General features: G+C 59.1%; 13 protein-coding genes. 9 read left to right on the top strand and 4 right to left on the bottom strand.

The features are described from left to right. The first annotated feature begins 10 nt into the window (after positions 1-10). The 9 genes from GKC30_RS11325 (at position 11) to GKC30_RS14910 (ending at position 10,521) form a co-directional block, all read left to right on the top strand. Positions 11-1,294 (top strand): S41 family peptidase, encoded by a 1,284-nt coding sequence (locus tag GKC30_RS11325; RefSeq protein WP_155934847.1) that lies wholly within the window; start codon positions 11-13, stop codon positions 1,292-1,294. A gap of 105 nt (positions 1,295-1,399) precedes the next feature. Further along, positions 1,400-2,542, top strand: coding sequence for a divergent polysaccharide deacetylase family protein (locus GKC30_RS11320; RefSeq protein WP_367614100.1), 1,143 nt, complete (start codon positions 1,400-1,402; stop codon positions 2,540-2,542). Positions 2,543-2,898: 356 nt separating this feature from the next. Beyond that, positions 2,899-3,876: a flagellar motor switch protein FliM gene (fliM, locus tag GKC30_RS11315; RefSeq protein WP_155934845.1), complete on the top strand. Its 978-nt coding sequence runs from the start codon at positions 2,899-2,901 to the stop codon at positions 3,874-3,876. A gap of 126 nt (positions 3,877-4,002) precedes the next feature. Further along, complete coding sequence (locus GKC30_RS11310; protein WP_155934844.1) at positions 4,003-4,953, top strand: ABC transporter substrate-binding protein; 951 nt, start codon at positions 4,003-4,005, stop codon at positions 4,951-4,953. 115 nt (positions 4,954-5,068) lie between these two features. Then, positions 5,069-5,977, top strand: coding sequence for an ABC transporter permease (locus GKC30_RS11305; protein WP_155934843.1), 909 nt, complete (start codon positions 5,069-5,071; stop codon positions 5,975-5,977). Further along, the gene (locus tag GKC30_RS11300; protein WP_155934842.1) at positions 5,974-6,768 is read left to right on the top strand and encodes an ABC transporter ATP-binding protein; all 795 of its coding nucleotides are present in this window, start codon (positions 5,974-5,976) and stop codon (positions 6,766-6,768) included. The genes GKC30_RS11305 and GKC30_RS11300 overlap by 4 nt, the downstream gene beginning before the upstream one ends. 77 nt (positions 6,769-6,845) lie before the next feature. Next, positions 6,846-7,268 carry a nucleoside-diphosphate kinase gene (ndk, locus tag GKC30_RS11295; protein WP_155934841.1) on the top strand — a complete coding sequence of 141 codons (423 nt, stop codon included), beginning with the start codon at positions 6,846-6,848 and terminating at the stop codon, positions 7,266-7,268. Then, a complete protein-coding gene (gene proC, locus GKC30_RS11290) occupies positions 7,268-8,065 on the top strand; it encodes a pyrroline-5-carboxylate reductase (protein WP_155934840.1) in 798 nt (265 codons plus the stop codon). Before ndk ends, proC begins: the two co-directional genes overlap by 1 nt. A 287-nt stretch (positions 8,066-8,352) precedes the next feature. Beyond that, positions 8,353-10,521 carry a methyl-accepting chemotaxis protein gene (locus tag GKC30_RS14910; RefSeq protein WP_196772862.1) on the top strand — a complete coding sequence of 723 codons (2,169 nt, stop codon included), beginning with the start codon at positions 8,353-8,355 and terminating at the stop codon, positions 10,519-10,521. Positions 10,522-10,692: 171 nt separating this feature from the next. Here GKC30_RS14910 and cbiB read toward each other — a convergent pair whose 3' ends face one another. The 4 genes from cbiB to GKC30_RS11265 form a co-directional block, all read right to left on the bottom strand. Further along, positions 10,693-11,640 (bottom strand): adenosylcobinamide-phosphate synthase CbiB, encoded by a 948-nt coding sequence (gene cbiB, locus GKC30_RS11280; RefSeq protein WP_155934839.1) that lies wholly within the window; start codon positions 11,638-11,640, stop codon positions 10,693-10,695. Positions 11,641-11,745: 105 nt separating this feature from the next. Further along, complete coding sequence (rpoD, locus tag GKC30_RS11275) at positions 11,746-13,491, bottom strand: RNA polymerase sigma factor RpoD (RefSeq protein WP_155934838.1); 1,746 nt, start codon at positions 13,489-13,491, stop codon at positions 11,746-11,748. Continuing rightward, on the bottom strand, positions 13,478-15,232 hold the full coding sequence (gene dnaG / locus GKC30_RS11270) for a DNA primase (RefSeq protein WP_155934837.1): 1,755 nt from the start codon (positions 15,230-15,232) through the stop codon (positions 13,478-13,480). The genes rpoD and dnaG overlap by 14 nt, the downstream gene beginning before the upstream one ends. Before the next feature lie 27 nt (positions 15,233-15,259). Beyond that, positions 15,260-17,587, bottom strand: coding sequence for an endonuclease MutS2 (locus GKC30_RS11265; RefSeq protein ID WP_155934836.1), 2,328 nt, complete (start codon positions 17,585-17,587; stop codon positions 15,260-15,262). Between the last annotated feature and the right edge of the window lies 1 nt (position 17,588).

Genomic DNA, 17,588 nt, shown 5'->3' with positions numbered 1-17,588 from the left:
GGGAGGCTTCATGCGCATATCGCTTTGGATTGTCACGTTTCTTCTTCTTTTTACCCTCACAGTGGCCCCAGGCCCGACCATGGCCGGCAAGGACGACCACTTCGAGGCGCTCAAGCGTTTTTCCCAGGTTCTCGACATGGTTGAGAGTTATTATGTCAAGCCGATCACCCGCAAGGAACTCATCGACAACTCCATAAAGGGTATGATTGAGCAGCTTGATCCGCATTCCGCCTTTCTCTCTCCCGAGGACTACAAGGAAATGCAGATGGATACCTCGGGCAAGTTCAGCGGCATCGGCATCGAAATCAGCCTGGAACAGGGGCGGCTGACCGTGGTTTCCCCCATTGAGGATACCCCGGCCTACAAGGCCGGTCTGCTCGCCGGAGACCTGATTCTCGAGATCGACGGCGAATCCACCCAGGACATGACCCTGCTGGACGCCGTCAAGCGCATCCGGGGCGACAAAGGCACTACCGTGACCTTGCTCATTTTGCACCGCGATTCCAACAAGCCTCAGGAAGTGGCCATAGTGCGCGGCACCATTCCCATCACCAGCGTCAAGACCCATTCGTTGGAGGATGGATATCTGTATTTGCGCCTGACCAAATTCCATGAATCCACGACCAGGAACATGCGAGACGAAATCGCGCAATTCAGCAAGGCGCACCCTCTCAAGGGCATCGTGCTCGACCTTCGCAACAACCCCGGCGGGCTGCTCGGCCAGGCGGTTTCCGTGGCCGACACCTTCCTTGATGACGGCTCCATCGTCTACATCCAGGGCAAGGATGAGGCCAGCCGCAAGGACTTCTTCGCCTCCAAGACTGCCGACGAGATCAAGGTACCGCTGGTGGTGCTCATCAACGCTGGCTCGGCCTCGGCCTCCGAGATCGTGGCTGGCGCGCTTCAGGATCACAGACGCGCCCTCATTGTTGGCGAGCGCTCCTTTGGAAAGGGGTCGGTCCAGACCATTATTCCCATGGCCGACGGCTCGGGCATCAAGCTGACCACTGCCCTCTACTATACCCCCGGCGGCCGTTCCATCCAGGCCATGGGCATTGAGCCTGATCTGAAGATTGCCTTCCTGGCCCCCCCCAAGGATGAGGAGCGGGCCATGCGCGAGCGTTTTACCGTCAGGGAGCAGGACTTGAGCCGTCACCTCGAGAACGGCGACAAGTCCAAGGACGGCTCGGCCATGGCCGAGAAGGAAGTCAAGGAAATGCTTGAGCGAGACAACCAGCTGCGCATGGCCCTGGAGCTGGTCAAGAGTCTGCCCAAGCTCAAGGAAATTCAGTAAAGGACGACACGTTTCCCGATGGACGAGCAATCCAGGGACGACACCGGAAAGCAAGGGCCCGGTTCGGACAGCCTTCTGAGAAAGCTGTACCGGCCCGGCCCACTTGTGTTGTTCTTTGTCCTTGGCGTTGTCGGTCTGCTGGCGCTGGGCTATTACATCCTGACCGACGACACCCCGCCGGACATCATGTCCACCCGGGTCGGAGCGATCCAGCCTACACCGCAGCCCAAGGTTTTCGAGGAAGACCCCGCTGGCGGCATGGAGGACAAGGTCCGACAGGCCGATCTGGCCATCATCGAGGCCATGCGGGCAAGCGGCATGAACATGTCCGGCCTGGATCTTCTGGATGTGGAGCTTCGCAAACTCGACGGGCGCCCCTACCACTATCAGGTTCTCCAGATTCCTCCATGCAAGGAGCGCCACGCCTTTCTCGATGCCTTGGGGCAACGCCTTCAAATGCGTGTGCCCGAGGCTCTGCTGGCCGAGGCCGGAGAGACCGAGGCGACCATCTCCATCAACGGCTTGGTTTCCCACCGCCTGCTTCTGGAGATTGTCCCGATGGCCCTGCCGCGCCCCAAGGCCAGCGGACCGTGCATGGCCATCGTCATCGACGACATCGGTGAGGACATCCGCGTTCTCAAGGGACTCCTCGGCTTGGATTTCCCCGTGACTCTGGCTGTGTGGCCAAACGCCAGCCAGACCAGGGAAGCGGTCCGGCTCATCAGGAGTTCGGGACATGACCTTATTGTTCATTTTCCCATGGAACCCATGGGTTATCCGGCATACGATCCTGGGAAGGACGCTCTTTTCACCACCATGTCCGAAGAGATGATCCGGCAGCGCATGACTGAGAATCTCGACCGCATTCCAGACGCCATCGGCGTCAACAACCACATGGGGTCCAAATTCACTGCCCACGCCCCGGGGATGCAGGTGGCTCTGGCCGAATTGAAACGGCGCGGACTCTTTTTCCTCGACAGCCTGACAACCCCAAAAAGCGTTGCCCGCGCAACGGCCCGCGAGATCGGGGTTCCCTTTTACGAACGCGACATCTTCCTGGACAATGTCAGGGACGTTTCTGCCATCACCCTGCAACTGCGCAAGGCGGAAAATGTGGCCCTCAAAAAAGGGTCGGCCATTGCCATCGGCCACCCCTATCCGGAAACTCTGGCCGCCCTCAGCCAATGGTCTGCCAGAAAAAATGTCCAGATCAGGCTGCTTCCCCTTTCCGAGCTTGCCGCCGAGTAATCCAATCGTCCAGTCTTCCAATCCTTAGCGATTTGACATCTCCCGGCTTTCGTTCAACTGGCGCTTCGTTTGCAACAGCCTGTAATGCAGTGCATATTGTCGAATGTACGCCTTGTGCGGCGATGTTCTGGAGATTCTGTAGACTTTATCCAGGAAATTCGATGTTGCCCGGCAGTCGCCTCTTGCCATCCAGCGAGGCCGTGTGTAACAGGAATATACAACGTAACCGACGATCTGCAGAAATCAGGCGATGAATCAGGCCCGTTTTTTGCTTGTCGTTTCACGATGTTCAAAATTCCGGCGTGGCCGGGAGCAAGCGGGCCGCCAAGCCGGTCGATGAAAGAGGCTTTTCCCAGATGAGTAAAATCCTCGAACAAGACGAAGTGGATGCCCTGCTCCGGGGCCTTTCCGGGGGGGATGTCGAGACTGAGACGGAGATACCGGAGGACGACTCCGGGGTTGTGTCCTTTGACCTGGCCAATCAGGACAGGATCATTCGGGGCCGCATGCCCGTCCTTGAGATCGTCAACGACCGCTTTGCCCGGCTGTGCACCAACGCATTGGCCAACACCATGCGCAAGCGGGTGGACATCAACCCGATTTCCATCGACATGTCCAAGTTTGGCGATTTCATGCGCTCCCTGCCCGTGCCCACTTCCATCTCCATCTTCAAAATGGACCCCCTGCGCGGCAACGCCCTGCTTGTGGTGGATTCCCGTCTTGTCTTCGCCCTGGTGGAGAACTTTTTCGGCGGCGCAGGCAGCCAGCCCAAGGTGGAGGGACGCGACTTCACGCCCATAGAGCAGGCCATTGTCGAGCGCGTGGTCAAGATCGCCCTGGCCAACATGGAGGAATCCTGGAAGCCTGTGCACGAAGTGCATGTGGAGATGATCCGCACCGAGGTCAATCCCCAGTTTGCTGCCATCGTGCCGCCGTCGGACGTGGTCATCGTGATCACTTTCGAGGTGGAGCTTGAGAACGCCATCGGTTCCCTCGTCGTCTGTCTGCCCTACGCCACCATGGAGCCCATCCGGTCCAAGCTGCACGCCTCCTTCCAGTCCGAGAGGCTTGAGGTGGACCATGTCTGGATCAACCGCTTCAAGGAGCGGCTTATGGAAACCCCGGTGGAGATGGTGGTGCGCATGGGACGCACGACCATCAGCGGCCGCCAGTTGCTCTATCTTCAGGAAGGCGACATCATCCTGCTCGACACCGACGAGGATGAACTGCTTGAGGCCGAAATCGAGGGTGTGCGCAAATTTCAGGGGTTGCCGGGCCGGGTCAAGGGCAACAAATCCTTCCGGGTGGTCAAGGAAGAGGAAATCCGCTTCTGATCAGACCCGCCGATGGCGATCAAGGGGCCGCTCACGCGGCCTTTTGATTCAGCACAGGGTGATACACCTTGACTTGACGTGGTTCCAGGGGCCACTATCCGTCAAAATTCCCTTTTGGAGGCCCCCATGACACGTCTTCTTCTGACCGTGGCCGCACTGTGTCTGCTGGCTGCCAACGCCTTGGCGGCCGGTTCGTACACGGTTTCAGTGACCCAGATCGTCGAGCATCCCGCCCTGGACGCCATGCGCCAGGGGGTTGCCGACCGCCTCAGGGATCGAGGGGCGGAAGTCGTCTTTAATGTCCACATCGCCCAGGGCAACATGGGCACCAACATCCAGATCGTCAATCAGATCAAGGGCGAAAAGCCTGACCTGGTGTTGGCTATCGCGACTCCCGGCGCACAGGCCGCAGCCCAGAAGATTCAGGACATACCCATCCTTTTTACCGGCGTGACCGACCCCGTTTCTGCCGGACTGGTCAAGGATTTGCAGAATTCCGGCGGCGGCAACGTCACCGGCATGTCCGATTTCAGCCCCATGGACCAGCATGTGGCCCTGATCCTCGAGATAGCGCCTTCGGCCAAGACCATCGGCGTCATCTACAACGCAGGCGAGCCCAACTCAGTGGTCCTGGTGGACAAGCTGACCGAAGAGGCCGCCAAGGCGGGCCTCGTCGTTCAGGGCGCGACTATCGCCAACTCCAGCGGCGTGTTTCAGGCGGTCAGGAGTCTTGTGGGCCGGGCCGACGTGATTTACATCCCCACCGACAACACTGCTGTCTCCGCCCTGGAGTCGGCCGTCAAGGTCTGCACCCAGACCCGATTGCCGCTTATCGCCGCGGATGTGGATTCCGTGGATCGCGGAGCCATCGCGGCCGTGGCCGTGGACTACTACAAAATGGGGCTTCAAACCGGCGACATGGCTTACAGGATTCTCGTCGAGGGCGTGGCCCCAGGCGACATGCCCGTGGAGTTTCTCGAAGATCTCAACCTGCACGTCAACACCAAGGCGGCCGCTGCCATGGGAGTGACTCTGCCCGAAGCCACCATCACCCGGGCCGCCAAGGTCGTCGAGTAGTCGCATTTGCGTATTTGACGCCAACAGTATACAAGGCGCGTTGTCCGCAACGCGCCTTGTTCGTTGTTCGGTTCACTTGGTCCGCTGGGGCGGGCCGCAGACCTTGGGATACCACATGACCAGCTATGCACTCCTCGGCGCCATCGAACAGGGATTCGCCTACGGCCTTATGGTGGTCGGCGTCTACCTGACCTTCCGGGTGCTCGATTTCCCGGACCTGACCGTGGACGGCAGTCTGCCGTTGGGGGCCTCGGTTTCGGCAGTGGCCATCACTGCCGGTCATCCCCCGGTCCTGGCCGTGCTCATGGCCTCTGGGGCCGGATTCATGGCAGGAGCCGTCACAGGCGTGCTCAACACCAAGTTCAGGATACTCCATCTGCTGGCATCCATCCTGACCATGATTGCGCTCTACTCCATCAACCTGCGCATCATGGGGCGGCCAAACATGACCCTGCTCGGCCAGGATACGGTGGTGGACTGGTTCGCCGCAGCAAGCGGGCTTATGCCGCATGTTTCCACGCCCCTGCTTTTCGGCCTTGTCTGCGTGGCCGCTCTGGCCGTGCTCGTCTGGTTCCTGCATACCGAGCTGGGTCTCGCCTTCCTGGCCACGGGCGACAACAAGCAGATGATCACCAGTCAGGGCGTGAACACCGACACCATCATCATTTTCGGCGTGGGCCTGTCAAACGCCCTGGTGGCCGCCTCGGGTGCCCTGGTGGCCCAGAATCAAGGCGCGGCTGACGTGAACATGGGGGTTGGGACCATTATCGCCGGGCTGGCCTCGGTCATCATCGGCGAGACCGTGTTCGGCCACAAGACCATCACCCGCGCCCTGATCGCCGCTCTGCTCGGCTCCATTCTCTACCGTGTGGCCATCGCCCTGGCCTTGGGGATGCGGCTTGGCGATTTCGCCATCACTCCGAGCGATCTGAACCTGATCACCGCGCTGCTGGTGGTCATCGCCCTGGTCATGCCCCAGATCAAGGCCAGAACGAAACGCATCATGGCCGGGAGGGTGAAATGATCCGCATTTCCGGCATCACCAAGGCGTTTCATAAAGGCGACGTTAATGAAATCAAGGCATTGAGCAACATCAGTCTGAAGATGGCCGAGGGCGATTTCATCACCGTCATCGGCTCCAACGGCGCGGGAAAATCGACCTTTCTCAACGCCCTGGCCGGATCGTTTCCCCTGGACGGAGGGCGCATCCTGCTGGGCGGAGATGATGTGACGGCTTGGCCCGAGCATCGGAGAGCCTCGCTCATTGGCCGGGTGTTTCAGGACCCACTGCTTGGCACCTGCGCAGGTGCGTCCATCGAGCAAAATCTGGCCATGGCGCTTAAACGCGGCCAGCGTCGGGGACTGGGCCTTGGCGTCAAGGCTGCCGACCGAGCTCTGTTTCGCGAGAAACTCGCCCTATTGGGCCTGGGGCTTGAAGACAGACTCAAGACCACCACCGGCCTGCTCTCCGGCGGGCAGCGCCAAGCCCTGACCATGCTCATGGCCACCCTGGTGCGCCCCCGTCTGCTGCTGCTCGACGAGCATACTGCCGCCCTGGACCCAAAGACAGGGGCCATGGTGCTCGACCTGACCGCAGAGATTGTCGAGTCGCAGAACCTTTCGGCCCTGATGGTCACCCACAACATGGCCCAGGCCATTAGCTTGGGCAACCGGCTGGTCATGTTTCATCGCGGCGAAATCGTGCTCGATATTGCCGGGGCGGAAAAACAAAATCTCAAGGTCGAGGATCTGCTTCGCCGTTTTTCCGAGTTGCGCGGAGGCGAGGGCGTTTCCGACCGCATGCTGCTCTGCTAGGCTGTATCGACAGCCCTTCGGAGCCACTGGCAAAAAACGACCGACACATGTACATTGCAAACCCAAGGGAGGCCCACATGGCTATCGAACAGACCTTTTCCATCATCAAACCCGACGCTGTCGAGCGCAACCTCATTGGCGACATCCTCAAGATGATCACCGACTCCGGCTTGCGCATCAAGGGGATGAAGATGATCCACATGGACCGCGCCAAGGCAGAGGGCTTCTACGCCGTGCACAGGGAGCGCCCCTTCTTCGGCGAGTTGGTGGACTACATGATCTCCGGCCCGGTGGTGGTCTCCTGCCTTGAAGGCGAGAACGCCATCGAGAAGTACCGCGCCCTGATGGGGGCCACCAACCCGGCTGACGCCGCGCCCGGTACCATCCGCGCCGCCTTTGGCCAGAACATCCAAAACAATGCCTGCCACGGTTCCGACGGTCCAGACACCGCCAGGACCGAGGTGGCCTACTTTTTCGACAAGGAAGAATTGGTGGGATAATGCCCAGTAAAATCGGGTTCATCGGTGTTGGCAACATGGGTTCGGCCATCATCCGGGGGCTGGCCTCCCGCGATGTGGTCCTGCACGGCGTGGACCACGACACGGCCCGGCTCAAGGCCATGGTCGAGGAGGTCGGTCTAATCGCTCACGCCTCTCCCCACAATCTGGTGCGCGAGTGCGACATCGTCATACTGGCCGTCAAGCCCCAGCACGCGGAACCCCTGGTCAAGGAGATCGCCACCGAGCTTGACGGCTCCAAGTGCCTCGTCTCCATCTGCGCGGGCATCACTCAGACCATGTTCAAGGACTGGACCGGGGGGCTGTGCCCGGTGGTGCGCGTCATGCCCAACACCCCAGCCTTGGTGGGCGAAGGTGTTTTTGCCGTCTGCCTGGACGACAATGACCTTTCGGATGCGATGCGCTCGGCCATTCCCGGTCTGTTCGAGGGCATCGGCCAAGTCCACGTCCTGCCCGAGAAGCTCTTCGACGCCTTTACCGGCGTTATCGGCTCCGGCCCGGCCTACGTCTTCTACTTCATGGAGGCCTTGGTGGAGTCTGCCGTCGCCCTCGGACTATCACGGCCACAGGCCACTCAGATGGTCAAGGGACTCTTCTCCGGCTCGGCCCGGCTGGCCGCTGAGAGTGACCTGTCCATCACCCAGCTTCGGGAGATGGTCACCTCGCCCGGCGGAACCACCATCCGCGCCCTGACCCACTTTGATCGCCAAGGCGTGCGCGGCTCCATCATCGACGGTGCCTTCGAGTCTTATCTGCGCAGCGTCGAGCTTGGCGAATAGCGCATCCAGCAAAATACAATGAAAGAGGGCTCCGCAAGGAGCCATCTTTCATTGTATTCACATTCCGCCTGCGTTCCGTTTGCTGTCGACCGTAATCAGAACGATCTTTTTTGCCTTCCCATTTCTTTTTGATTTTGAAATGTTATACGGAAAAATTTATTCTACGTCTTCTTCTGGCTGTGCCCTCCTCCCCCCTTTCGGCCTGGCATCGGCAATGAAGCAAATTATTTAATTATAATAGACGAAGTATAAAGTTCGTGTAACCAGAATTGAAAAAGGGGGAACCCGTGCACCTCAAATCAATAAAAACGAAAATAGTGTTAATGGCAGGCATCTGTTTGCTGCTGACCGTGTCAATCCTCGTCGGCATACAAATTCTGTCGCAGAGAAATTCCAATAATCGCATCTCGGAAGAAATCAAGGCACTCGTCAATAAACAAACACATCAGATGTTGCTCGCTGTCGCACAACGTGAGGCTGGATTCATCAAGTCAAAATTCGAAGAGAACATCGCCAGCGCCCGCACCATCGCCGACGCCTTCAAGGCCGTCCGGACAACAACAGACATCAGTCAAAAATTAGATTTAAGAACAACTTTCAGCAATATCCTCCTTACGGTGCTCGAAAACAACAGGGATTTCCTTGGCGCATACAGTGCATGGGAGCCAGACGCGCTTGATGGCGATGACAGGCTCCATGCGGGAAAAAGTGAGACAGGCCACGACGAGACCGGACGTTTTGTAACCTATTGGAACCGAGACGCAAGTGGGATGATAGACCGTCAGGCCCTGGTCGGCTACGAGGACGCATCCCCACACCCCAACGGAGTTCGCAAAGGTGGCTGGTATTTGACTCCACGCGAGAGGCTGCGGGAGAATGTACTTGATCCCTTCCCTTACATCGTTCAGGGCAAGGAGGAATGGCTCACCACGATGTCGGCACCCATCGTGGTGGATGGCAAGTTTCTCGGCGTCGGCGGTACGGATTTGCGTCTTGATTTTGTCCAGATGCTTTGCCAGGAAGTTGCGAGGTCGCTTTACGACGGCAATGCAAAGGCCATGGTCATCAGTAACCTTGGCATAGTTGTCGCCAACAGCGCCGATGCAAATTCCATTGGCCGCCCGCTTAAAGATCTTGGCCTGGGCGACTGGCAGAGCCTGATAGATAATACGCAGGCAGGAAAACCGATTGTTGATATTGATGAAGGCGCCAACCTGATCAAGGTCTTGGCCCCGATCGAGCTGGGGCGAACCGGAATGCCTTGGGCTATTTTGATAGAAACGAGCTGGTCAATAGTTTTCGCTGACGCGATTCAACTGGAAAACGATATGATCCAGACAACGCGTAGTGAAAGCATCATCAACATCATTATCGGCTGCGGACTGGCCCTGCTCGGTTGCGGCGCCATCTGGTTCCTGGCAGGAGGCATCGTCCTGCCAATTCGAAAAGCGGTCGCTTTTTCCGAGAAACTTGCCCAAGGCGACTTTATCGACAACTCAATAGACATAAACAACAAAGATGAAATCGGAGTTCTTGCCCGAACGCTAAAGGATATGGCGGACAGGCTCAAGGGTGTTGTCCTTGAGGTTCAACACGCATCGGAGAGCATCGCAGCAGGCAGCGGGGAGCTTTCGGCTTCGTCACAGACCGTCTCCCAGGGGGCCACAGAACAAGCCGCGTCCATTGAAGAGGTCACGGCTTCCATGGAAGAAATGACCGCCAACATCAGCCAGAATGCTGAAAACGCTCGCGAAACAGACCAGCTAGCACGTACGGCTGCCTCGGATGCTCACGAGAGTGGAAAAGCCGTGTCCCTGACCGTGAACTCCATGAAGAGTATTGCGGACAAGATTTCAATTGTTGAAGAAATAGCCCGGCAAACAAACCTGCTGGCACTCAATGCAGCCATTGAAGCGGCAAGAGCGGGTGAGCACGGTAAAGGGTTCGCCGTAGTGGCGGCCGAAGTTCGCAAACTCGCGGAGCGTAGCGGTCATGCCGCGGCCGAGATCAGTGAATTGTCGAGCAGCAGTGTCGCGGTCGCTGAAAAGGCGGGGGATATGCTTGAAAGGCTTGTGCCAGACATTGAACGGACCGCAACCCTTATCCAAAGCATAGCCGCAGCCAGCAAAGAACAAAATGCTGGTGCGACTCAGATCAATCATGCTATAAATCAGCTTGATTCCGTCATTCAGCAGAACGCATCTGCTTCCGAGGAAATGGCCTCTACCAGCGAAGAACTCTCCGGTCACGGTCAGCACCTTATGCACCTTATGGCCTTCTTCCGCGTGGACGATGGGCATGTCCAAAATAATAGGACAGTGCGTGTCAAATCCCAATCCGCCGCCCTGTCCCGGGGAAACACACCAAAAGTCGGCAAGCGGCCTGAAATACGAAACAGTATCTCCGGGGGCATCGGGCTCGACATGGGGTCTGACGGGGATTTTGAGCGTTTCTGATTCCATATCAACAGGACCATGAGTCCGTCGATTATCGAGAAAAGGGCTCCTGCGGAGCCCTCTTCTCTGTTGTAAATCCAGCATCCATCGCGTCGAGGATAACGGTTTGACTGCGTTGCAGCGCTTTTCCCTCTATGATCGGGCACCGCTTCGCCCGGACAGAAAAGGTGCTTACCAGACCCACCGTAGCGCTCCAAGCAGAGCGATGAAGAGCCACCCTGCCAGATGGCCTGTGGATTTGCACAGTCGGATGAGGGTGCGTACCATCTGCCTGTCCCACACGGCTCCAGCCGGGCCGAGCACGGGCTTGTCCTTAACTGCTCCGAAGTAGACCGCCCTGCCACCCATCTGGCCGCCCAGGAGCCATGCGGCAGCGGCCATGGGCCAGCCTGCGTTGGGGCTCTCCATCCTGCTCGCATCACGGGAAAGGTTGGCTTTGGCAGCGCCATGGGCCAGCCCGCGCCGCCAGCCCACGAAGATCATCAGCCAGGCCGTAATCCGAGCCGGAATCCAAGCCAGTATGTCGTCGGTTTTTGCTGCTGCACGGCCGAGGTCGCGGAAGCGCTCGGTGCGGTAGCCCCACATGGAATCCATGGTGCTGATCGTCTTGTATGCCCACAGACCGCCCGGTCCCAGCAGGACAAGGTAAAACATGGGCGCCACTAGGCCGTCGTTGAGGTTTTCGCTCACTGTTTCGGCCAGGGTGCGCCGCACCTCGTCGGGGCCAAGTTCCGAGGTGTCGCGGCTGACAAGCATGGAGAGGGCGGCTCGCGCTCCGGGCAGGTCGCCGGTATCGAGCAATGCGGCCACGCGGTATGCCTCACGCGCCAGACACCCCAGGGCCAGCCCGGCATAGGCCAGATAGACGGCGACGATTAGGCCCAAATACGGGATGGCCATCATGAATTCGGCCACGCCCCAGGCGGCCACGGGCAGCAGGAGTACTGCAGCCCAGCCCGCCACGGCCAGATCAATGCCCACGCGTCGTGCCGATGCCTCGTACAGGTCGAGTATCCGGCCGATGAGCCGGACCGGGTGCGGCAGACACTTGGGATCGCCAAACAGGGTGTCAAGAATCAGGGCAGCTGCGGGAACGATGAAGATGAAAAGGATTTCCATGGTTCTGGTCCCGTTGGGCTCGGTGTTTCGCGCTGGGCGCAAGGCCGCATGGAGCGGCGTAGACAAGGGGCCGGGAGCGTTGTCCGCACCCGGCCCCGAAGAGGACTAGTTCTCGAAGTAGGAACGAAGCAGAGCGCTGCGCACCGGATGGCGCAACTTTCTGAGGGCCTTGGCCTCAATCTGGCGGATGCGCTCGCGAGTGACGTTGAAGAGTTTGCCCACCTCTTCAAGGGTGTGGTCCGACTTCTCGCCGATGCCGAACCGCTTGCGCAGCACCTGCTCCTCGCGAGGAGTGAGGTCGGAAAGGACCGAGGCGATCTGCTCGCTCAGTTTGGTGGACACCACCTCTTCGGCGGGGGCAGTGGCCTTCTTGTCTTCAATGAAATCGCCCAGGCTCGAATCCTCTTCGTCTCCGATGGGAGTTTCAAGCGAGATGGGTTCCTTGGCGATCTTGAGCACCTTCTTGACCTTCTCCAGCGGATAATCCATGCGCTCGGCAATTTCCTCAGGCGAGGGATCGCGACCGAGTTCCTGCACCAGATAGCGCGAAGTACGGATAAGCTTGTTGATGGTCTCGATCATATGCACCGGAATACGAATGGTCCGGGCCTGATCCGCAATGGCCCTGGTGATGGCCTGACGAATCCACCATGTGGCGTAGGTGGAGAACTTGTAGCCGCGCTGGTACTCGAACTTGTCCACCGCCTTCATCAGCCCGATGTTTCCCTCCTGGATGAGATCCAGGAACTGGAGCCCTCGATTGGTGTATTTCTTGGCGATGGAGACGACAAGTCGCAAGTTGGCGCGAATAAGCTCCTGCTTGGCGCGCATAGCCGAGAGGTTGCCGCGCTTGATGCGCCACAGCACCTCCTCCAGGTCATGGACCGAGTGACAGCACTTGTCCTGCAGCCGGTGCATGATCTCCAGCTTACCCGCCAGCATCTCCTTGAAGGAAAAGAACTCTTCCACGGTAAGGCCCAGAGTGTCGGCCGCCTTCACCGGGTTGATGGCACGGTCATCCACCTGCCTGAAGAGAATCTCGATCTCCGCCTTGGTCTGGCCCACGGACAGGACATAGGCCGAGAGGTCGCGCTGGCAGTTGTGCATCTGGCGGACGTAGTCGTTGACCGTCTCAATGATCCGGTCGATGAGGGTCTTTTCCAGCTTGATGTCGCGCAGTCGATTGACCACCTCGTCCTTGTAGGAGAGAATATCCTTTTGTACGCCATAGACGCGCTTGTCGGTCTGGGCGCAGTAGTCGAGCTTCTCGTAAATCTTGCGTTTTTTCTTGTAGAGCTTCTTGACCTCGTCGAGCAGGAAGATGACGCGCTGGCGCTGATTCATCTCGTCCTCGCTGGGGTCGTCCTCCTCGATGGTCTTGACCACGTCCTTGAGCTTGACGCGGCCATCCTTGAGGTCTTCGCCGACAGAAATGAGCTCCTCGACGGCCACGGGCACCTCGACCAGGGAGTACAGGACTTCCATCTCGCCATTTTCGATCTTCTTGGCGATGACCACCTCGCCCTCGCGGTCGAGCAAGGGCACTGCCCCCATCTCGCGCAGATACATGCGTACCGGGTCGGTACTGCGCGAGGCGTAGTCTCCTGATTCGTCGTCCTTGTCGGTCAGTTCGAGTTCCTTGTCATCGGTTTCGAGCTTCTTGTCGTCTTCGTCGGAATCGACGAGGGCGATGCCCATCTGGTCAAAGATGGCGTGAATTTCCTCCAGCTGTTCCGGGGTGTTGTAGTCGGAAGGCAGGGCCTTGCTCAACTCCTCGTATGTCAGGAATCCCCGCTGTTTGCCTTCGGCAATCAGGGTCTTGATCTGCTGGATTTCCTTAATATTGCTCATCGTCCCTCCTGAGAGATTCTTCCAAGGCCCGAAAACACTCGTCTATCCGCTGCCTGTCGCCGCTGAGTTGCGCCTGATGCAGGGCCTCTTTGAGCTGTCGTCTGTTTTCTTTCTGCTGTGCAAACGCGATCTTATTACAGATATGTTCCCATTCGTCCAGCAGTTCACGTCCTGTGAGCGCGGATTTGCGAACTTCCTCGCGGCACCTGATATAGAAGCTCTTCTCCTGTTCGTTCAGCAGGCTCAGTGTCTGGCCGTGCTGCGTATTGACGAGCTTCTCCCAGAGCGCCCTGGCCCACCGGGTGGCGAGGATGCGTCCGAATCCCTTTTCCTCCAGCGCCGGGACATAGTCCGGGTATTGGATGGGAAATTTCAATAAATATTTGTCATCTTTGTCTTCCTTGCCTACGGCCGGAAGACCTTGTGTCGCCTGTGCCGGGCTTTCCTGCCGACGATGGGCTCCCCCGGCCCGAGGTGGGCCGGAAACACCTGCGTCGCGCCGAAAATCGGCCTCGGACAAGCCCAGCCCGCCCGCAATGCGCGGCAGATAGAATGCCCGCAGGGACGGCTCCTGCAAATCCGTCAAAAACCCCTTGGCCCAGGCCATTATTTCGCGCGGCGCAAAATCGCTTCGCAGGGTGTGCAGACAGAAGTCAAGGCCGTCCGGTGCCTGCGCCAGGCAGGACTCCAAGCCCTCGCCCCCCTTTGTCTGAAGCAGGCTGTCCACATCCTCGCCCTCTGGCATGAGCACCACCCGGCAGGCCACACCCTGCAGCAGGATCATCCGGCTGCTTTTCAGCGCGGCCTTTCGCCCCGCCCCATCGCCGTCGAAGACCAGGTCCACACGCGAGCAGAATCCGGCCAGCCTTTTGACCTGCTCGGGTGTCAGGGCCGTGCCCAGAACACCGCAGGAATCGGTATAGCCGAACTGATGGAGCGAGATGACATCCATGTATCCTTCGGTCAGCAGGGCCCGTTTGGTGCGGGTCATGGTGGACCGGGCAAGATTCAACCCGTACAGATGGTCGCCCTTCTTGTATATCGGTGTATCCGAGCTATTGAGATACTTGGGTTCACCATCTGTAATGATTCTGCCGCCAAAGGCAATGACCCGGCCCGACAAATTTTGAATGGGAAAGATGAGTCTGCCACGGAACCTGTCGTAAATATTTCCTTTATCGTTTTTTGACAAAAGCCCGGCATCAACAGCCTGTTCCGGTGTCCGTCCTTTGCCCTTGAGATGGTTCTCCAGGCCGTGCCAGTCCTCAGGGCTGTAGCCCAGGCCGAACTTGGCGATAATGTCCGGGGTCATGCCCCGATTTTGCAAATAATGTCTGGCCGTTTCGCCCGAGGCCATGGAAAGGTTACGCTGGAACCATGCGTTGGCCTCATCGTGCATGTCGAGAAACAGGTTTACGCGGGCCTTGCGTTCGGCTGCATGGGGGTCATGGGGCACATTGCCCAGATCCACTCCGGCTTCGGCAGCCAATTGTTCCAGGGCCTCGCGGAATTCGAGACCGTTGATGCGCGCATAAAAATCAAAGACATCGCCCGAGGCCTGACAGCCAAAGCAGTAGAAAAACCCTTCCTCGTCGTTGACCGACATGGAAGGCTTGGTCTCCTGGTGGAACGGACACGCGCCCATCCATCGCCCCGAGACGGGCTTGAGGTCCACATAGCGGCGTACGATGTCCGCGATGCTGATGCGGGCCTTGACGGCCTCCACAGCACTCCTGTCCATGTGCGCCTCCGCGCCGGTCGAAACCAGCTACTTGAGAGTTACTTCGGTCATGCCGTCACCGCCCCGCTCCTCGTTGGCCAAGGCGAAATCGGCCACAGCGGGGTAGTGTCGCAAATAGTCATGCACCTCGCGGCGCAGGGCTCCGGTGCCGCGACCATGAACGATCTCCATCCGGCCAGCCCCCTTGCGCAGGGCATCGTCCATTGCCCGTTCAAGCATACTCAGGGCCATGTCCGCCCTATTCCCACGGATGTCCACCTCGACCACCAGCTCGGACGGAGGGGCCGGAGTCGAAAGTCCGCTTCTGGGCGAGGCCGTCTCGGGCGCATCGGCCCTTGTCAGGTGCTCGGCCTTGACCCACATGGCCACTCCGCCGAAGTCCACCTTGGCCTGTTTCTTTCTGGCGTTTACCTCAAGGACGGTTCCGGACTTGTTCCAGGCCGGGTACGACACGGCCATACCCTCGGCAATGTCCGCAAATGCCAGGGTTCCACCAGTCTGCCCGGTCGCAGATCCCATAGAAGAGGTGGAACCATCCGGCCCCAACTCCTCCACCCGTTCGCGCACCTCGGCCAGTTTCTTGCGCGTCTCCTTGCGGCCCAGCTTGTCCGCCTGCCACTGCCTGACAATAGCCTGGGCCTGGGCCTGGATGTCTCTAAGAGCCTTGCCGCGCTCCTTCTCGAAACGCGCCTCGAGCTTGTCGCGCTTGTCTTCGAGTCTGCGCCGTTCCGCCTGCACGGCGTCCAGCTCCTGTTCGCGCCTGACTGCCATCTCGTTGAGCCGATCGAGCACCGCGCTGGTGTCCGAGCCATCAAGGAGAAGATAGCGTTCGGCGCGTTCCAGGATCGTCCGGGGCAGCCCGTGTTCGCGAGCCACGTCCAGGGCGATGGACGCACCCACCTGATCGTAGGCCAACCGGAAGAGCGGCCGCTTGGTGCCGGGATCGAAGAGTACGCTGGCCGCCCTCACTGAATCGGCCGCCATGGCGTAAGCCTTAAGGGCCGGAAAGTGCGTGGCGATGATCGAGGTGGTCCCGCGTTCCACCAGGCTGTCCACCACCCCCTGGGCCAAGGCTGCTCCCTGGGTTGGGTCCGTGCCTGCACCGAACTCGTCGAGGATGAAGAGCGTCCTGTCGCCTACCATATCCCAAACCCGCCGCAGATACTTGATCTGCGCGGTGAAGGTGGAGACATTCTCCTCCAGGCTCTGCTCGTCGCCCATGATGACGAAAATATCCGTCCAAAGGGGCAGTACGCTCCCCTCGGCAGCGGGCACCGGCAGTCCTGCGAAGGTCATCAGGGCAACAAGGCCGAGAGTCTTGAGGCAGACCGTTTTACCGCCCGCGTTACCACCGCTGATGATCAGCGCCTTCTGGCCGTCGAGCAGTTCTATATCCACTGGCTGGACACCGCCCTCGGCGAGAGCCAGCAGCGGATGGCGGGCCCGCAGAAGTTTTGGCCTCCCTTCCGGAATGGCCTCAATGGCCCGGCCGTCAAAGGCGCGTCCCAGGGCCACCTTGGCCATGAGTACGTCAAGAGCGACCAGACCGTCATAGGCGCCGCGCACCCCCTCCTGCTCCTGGCGGACCAGCTCCGTGAGGAATTTGAGTATCTTGTACTCCTCCTCGCGCTCTTCCCGCTTGAGTTCCTGAAGGCGATTGTTGGTTTCCACCAGAAACATAGGCTCAAAGTAGCAGGTCTCTCCGGTCTGGGAATAGTCGTGGATGATGCCCTTGATCTTGTTTTTGAAATTTGCCTTAAGCGGCAGCACATAACGGTCGGACGAGATGGTCATGAACTCGTCCTGAAGCGCCTGCCCCAGGTTCTCGGCCAGGACGAAGTCCTTCACCCGTTTAGTGCAGCGCTGATGGATGGCCCGGATCTCCTGGCGCACGGCAAGCAATTCCGGCGAACTGGCGTCGCGAATATTGCCATCGGCGTCCAGACAGCGGCCGATGCCTGAAACAGTTCGTGCGGGCCAGGGATAGTCGTAAAGAGTCCGGTTCAGGTTGTGCCAGTCCCGATCAGCGAATCGTTCCAGGGATTCGCGGGCCTCACGGGCAACATCAAGCACCTGCTTGAGGGCGAAGAGCGCATCCTGGTCCAAGGCCGAGCCAGCTCCCTCAAGGTAGGCAAACAACCCGTCGAGTTCGGGGAAGGGACGCAAGGCAAAGGAGGATTCCCCGCACCAGGCCGCTGCCTGTTCCATGAGCACGAGGGCTTCCGTTATCCTGTCGATATCCTTGAATGGTTGAATACTCAGGCATGCGGAAGCCCCGGCGCCGGACACGGCAAACCGGGACAACGCCCCGAGAATTTTCGGGAACTCCAATACCTGAAACGATCTGGACTCCATG

It is taken from the genome of Pseudodesulfovibrio alkaliphilus (assembly GCF_009729555.1).
GTDB lineage: Bacteria > Desulfobacterota > Desulfovibrionia > Desulfovibrionales > Desulfovibrionaceae > Pseudodesulfovibrio > Pseudodesulfovibrio alkaliphilus.
This window is presented reverse-complemented; position numbering and strand designations above follow the sequence as displayed.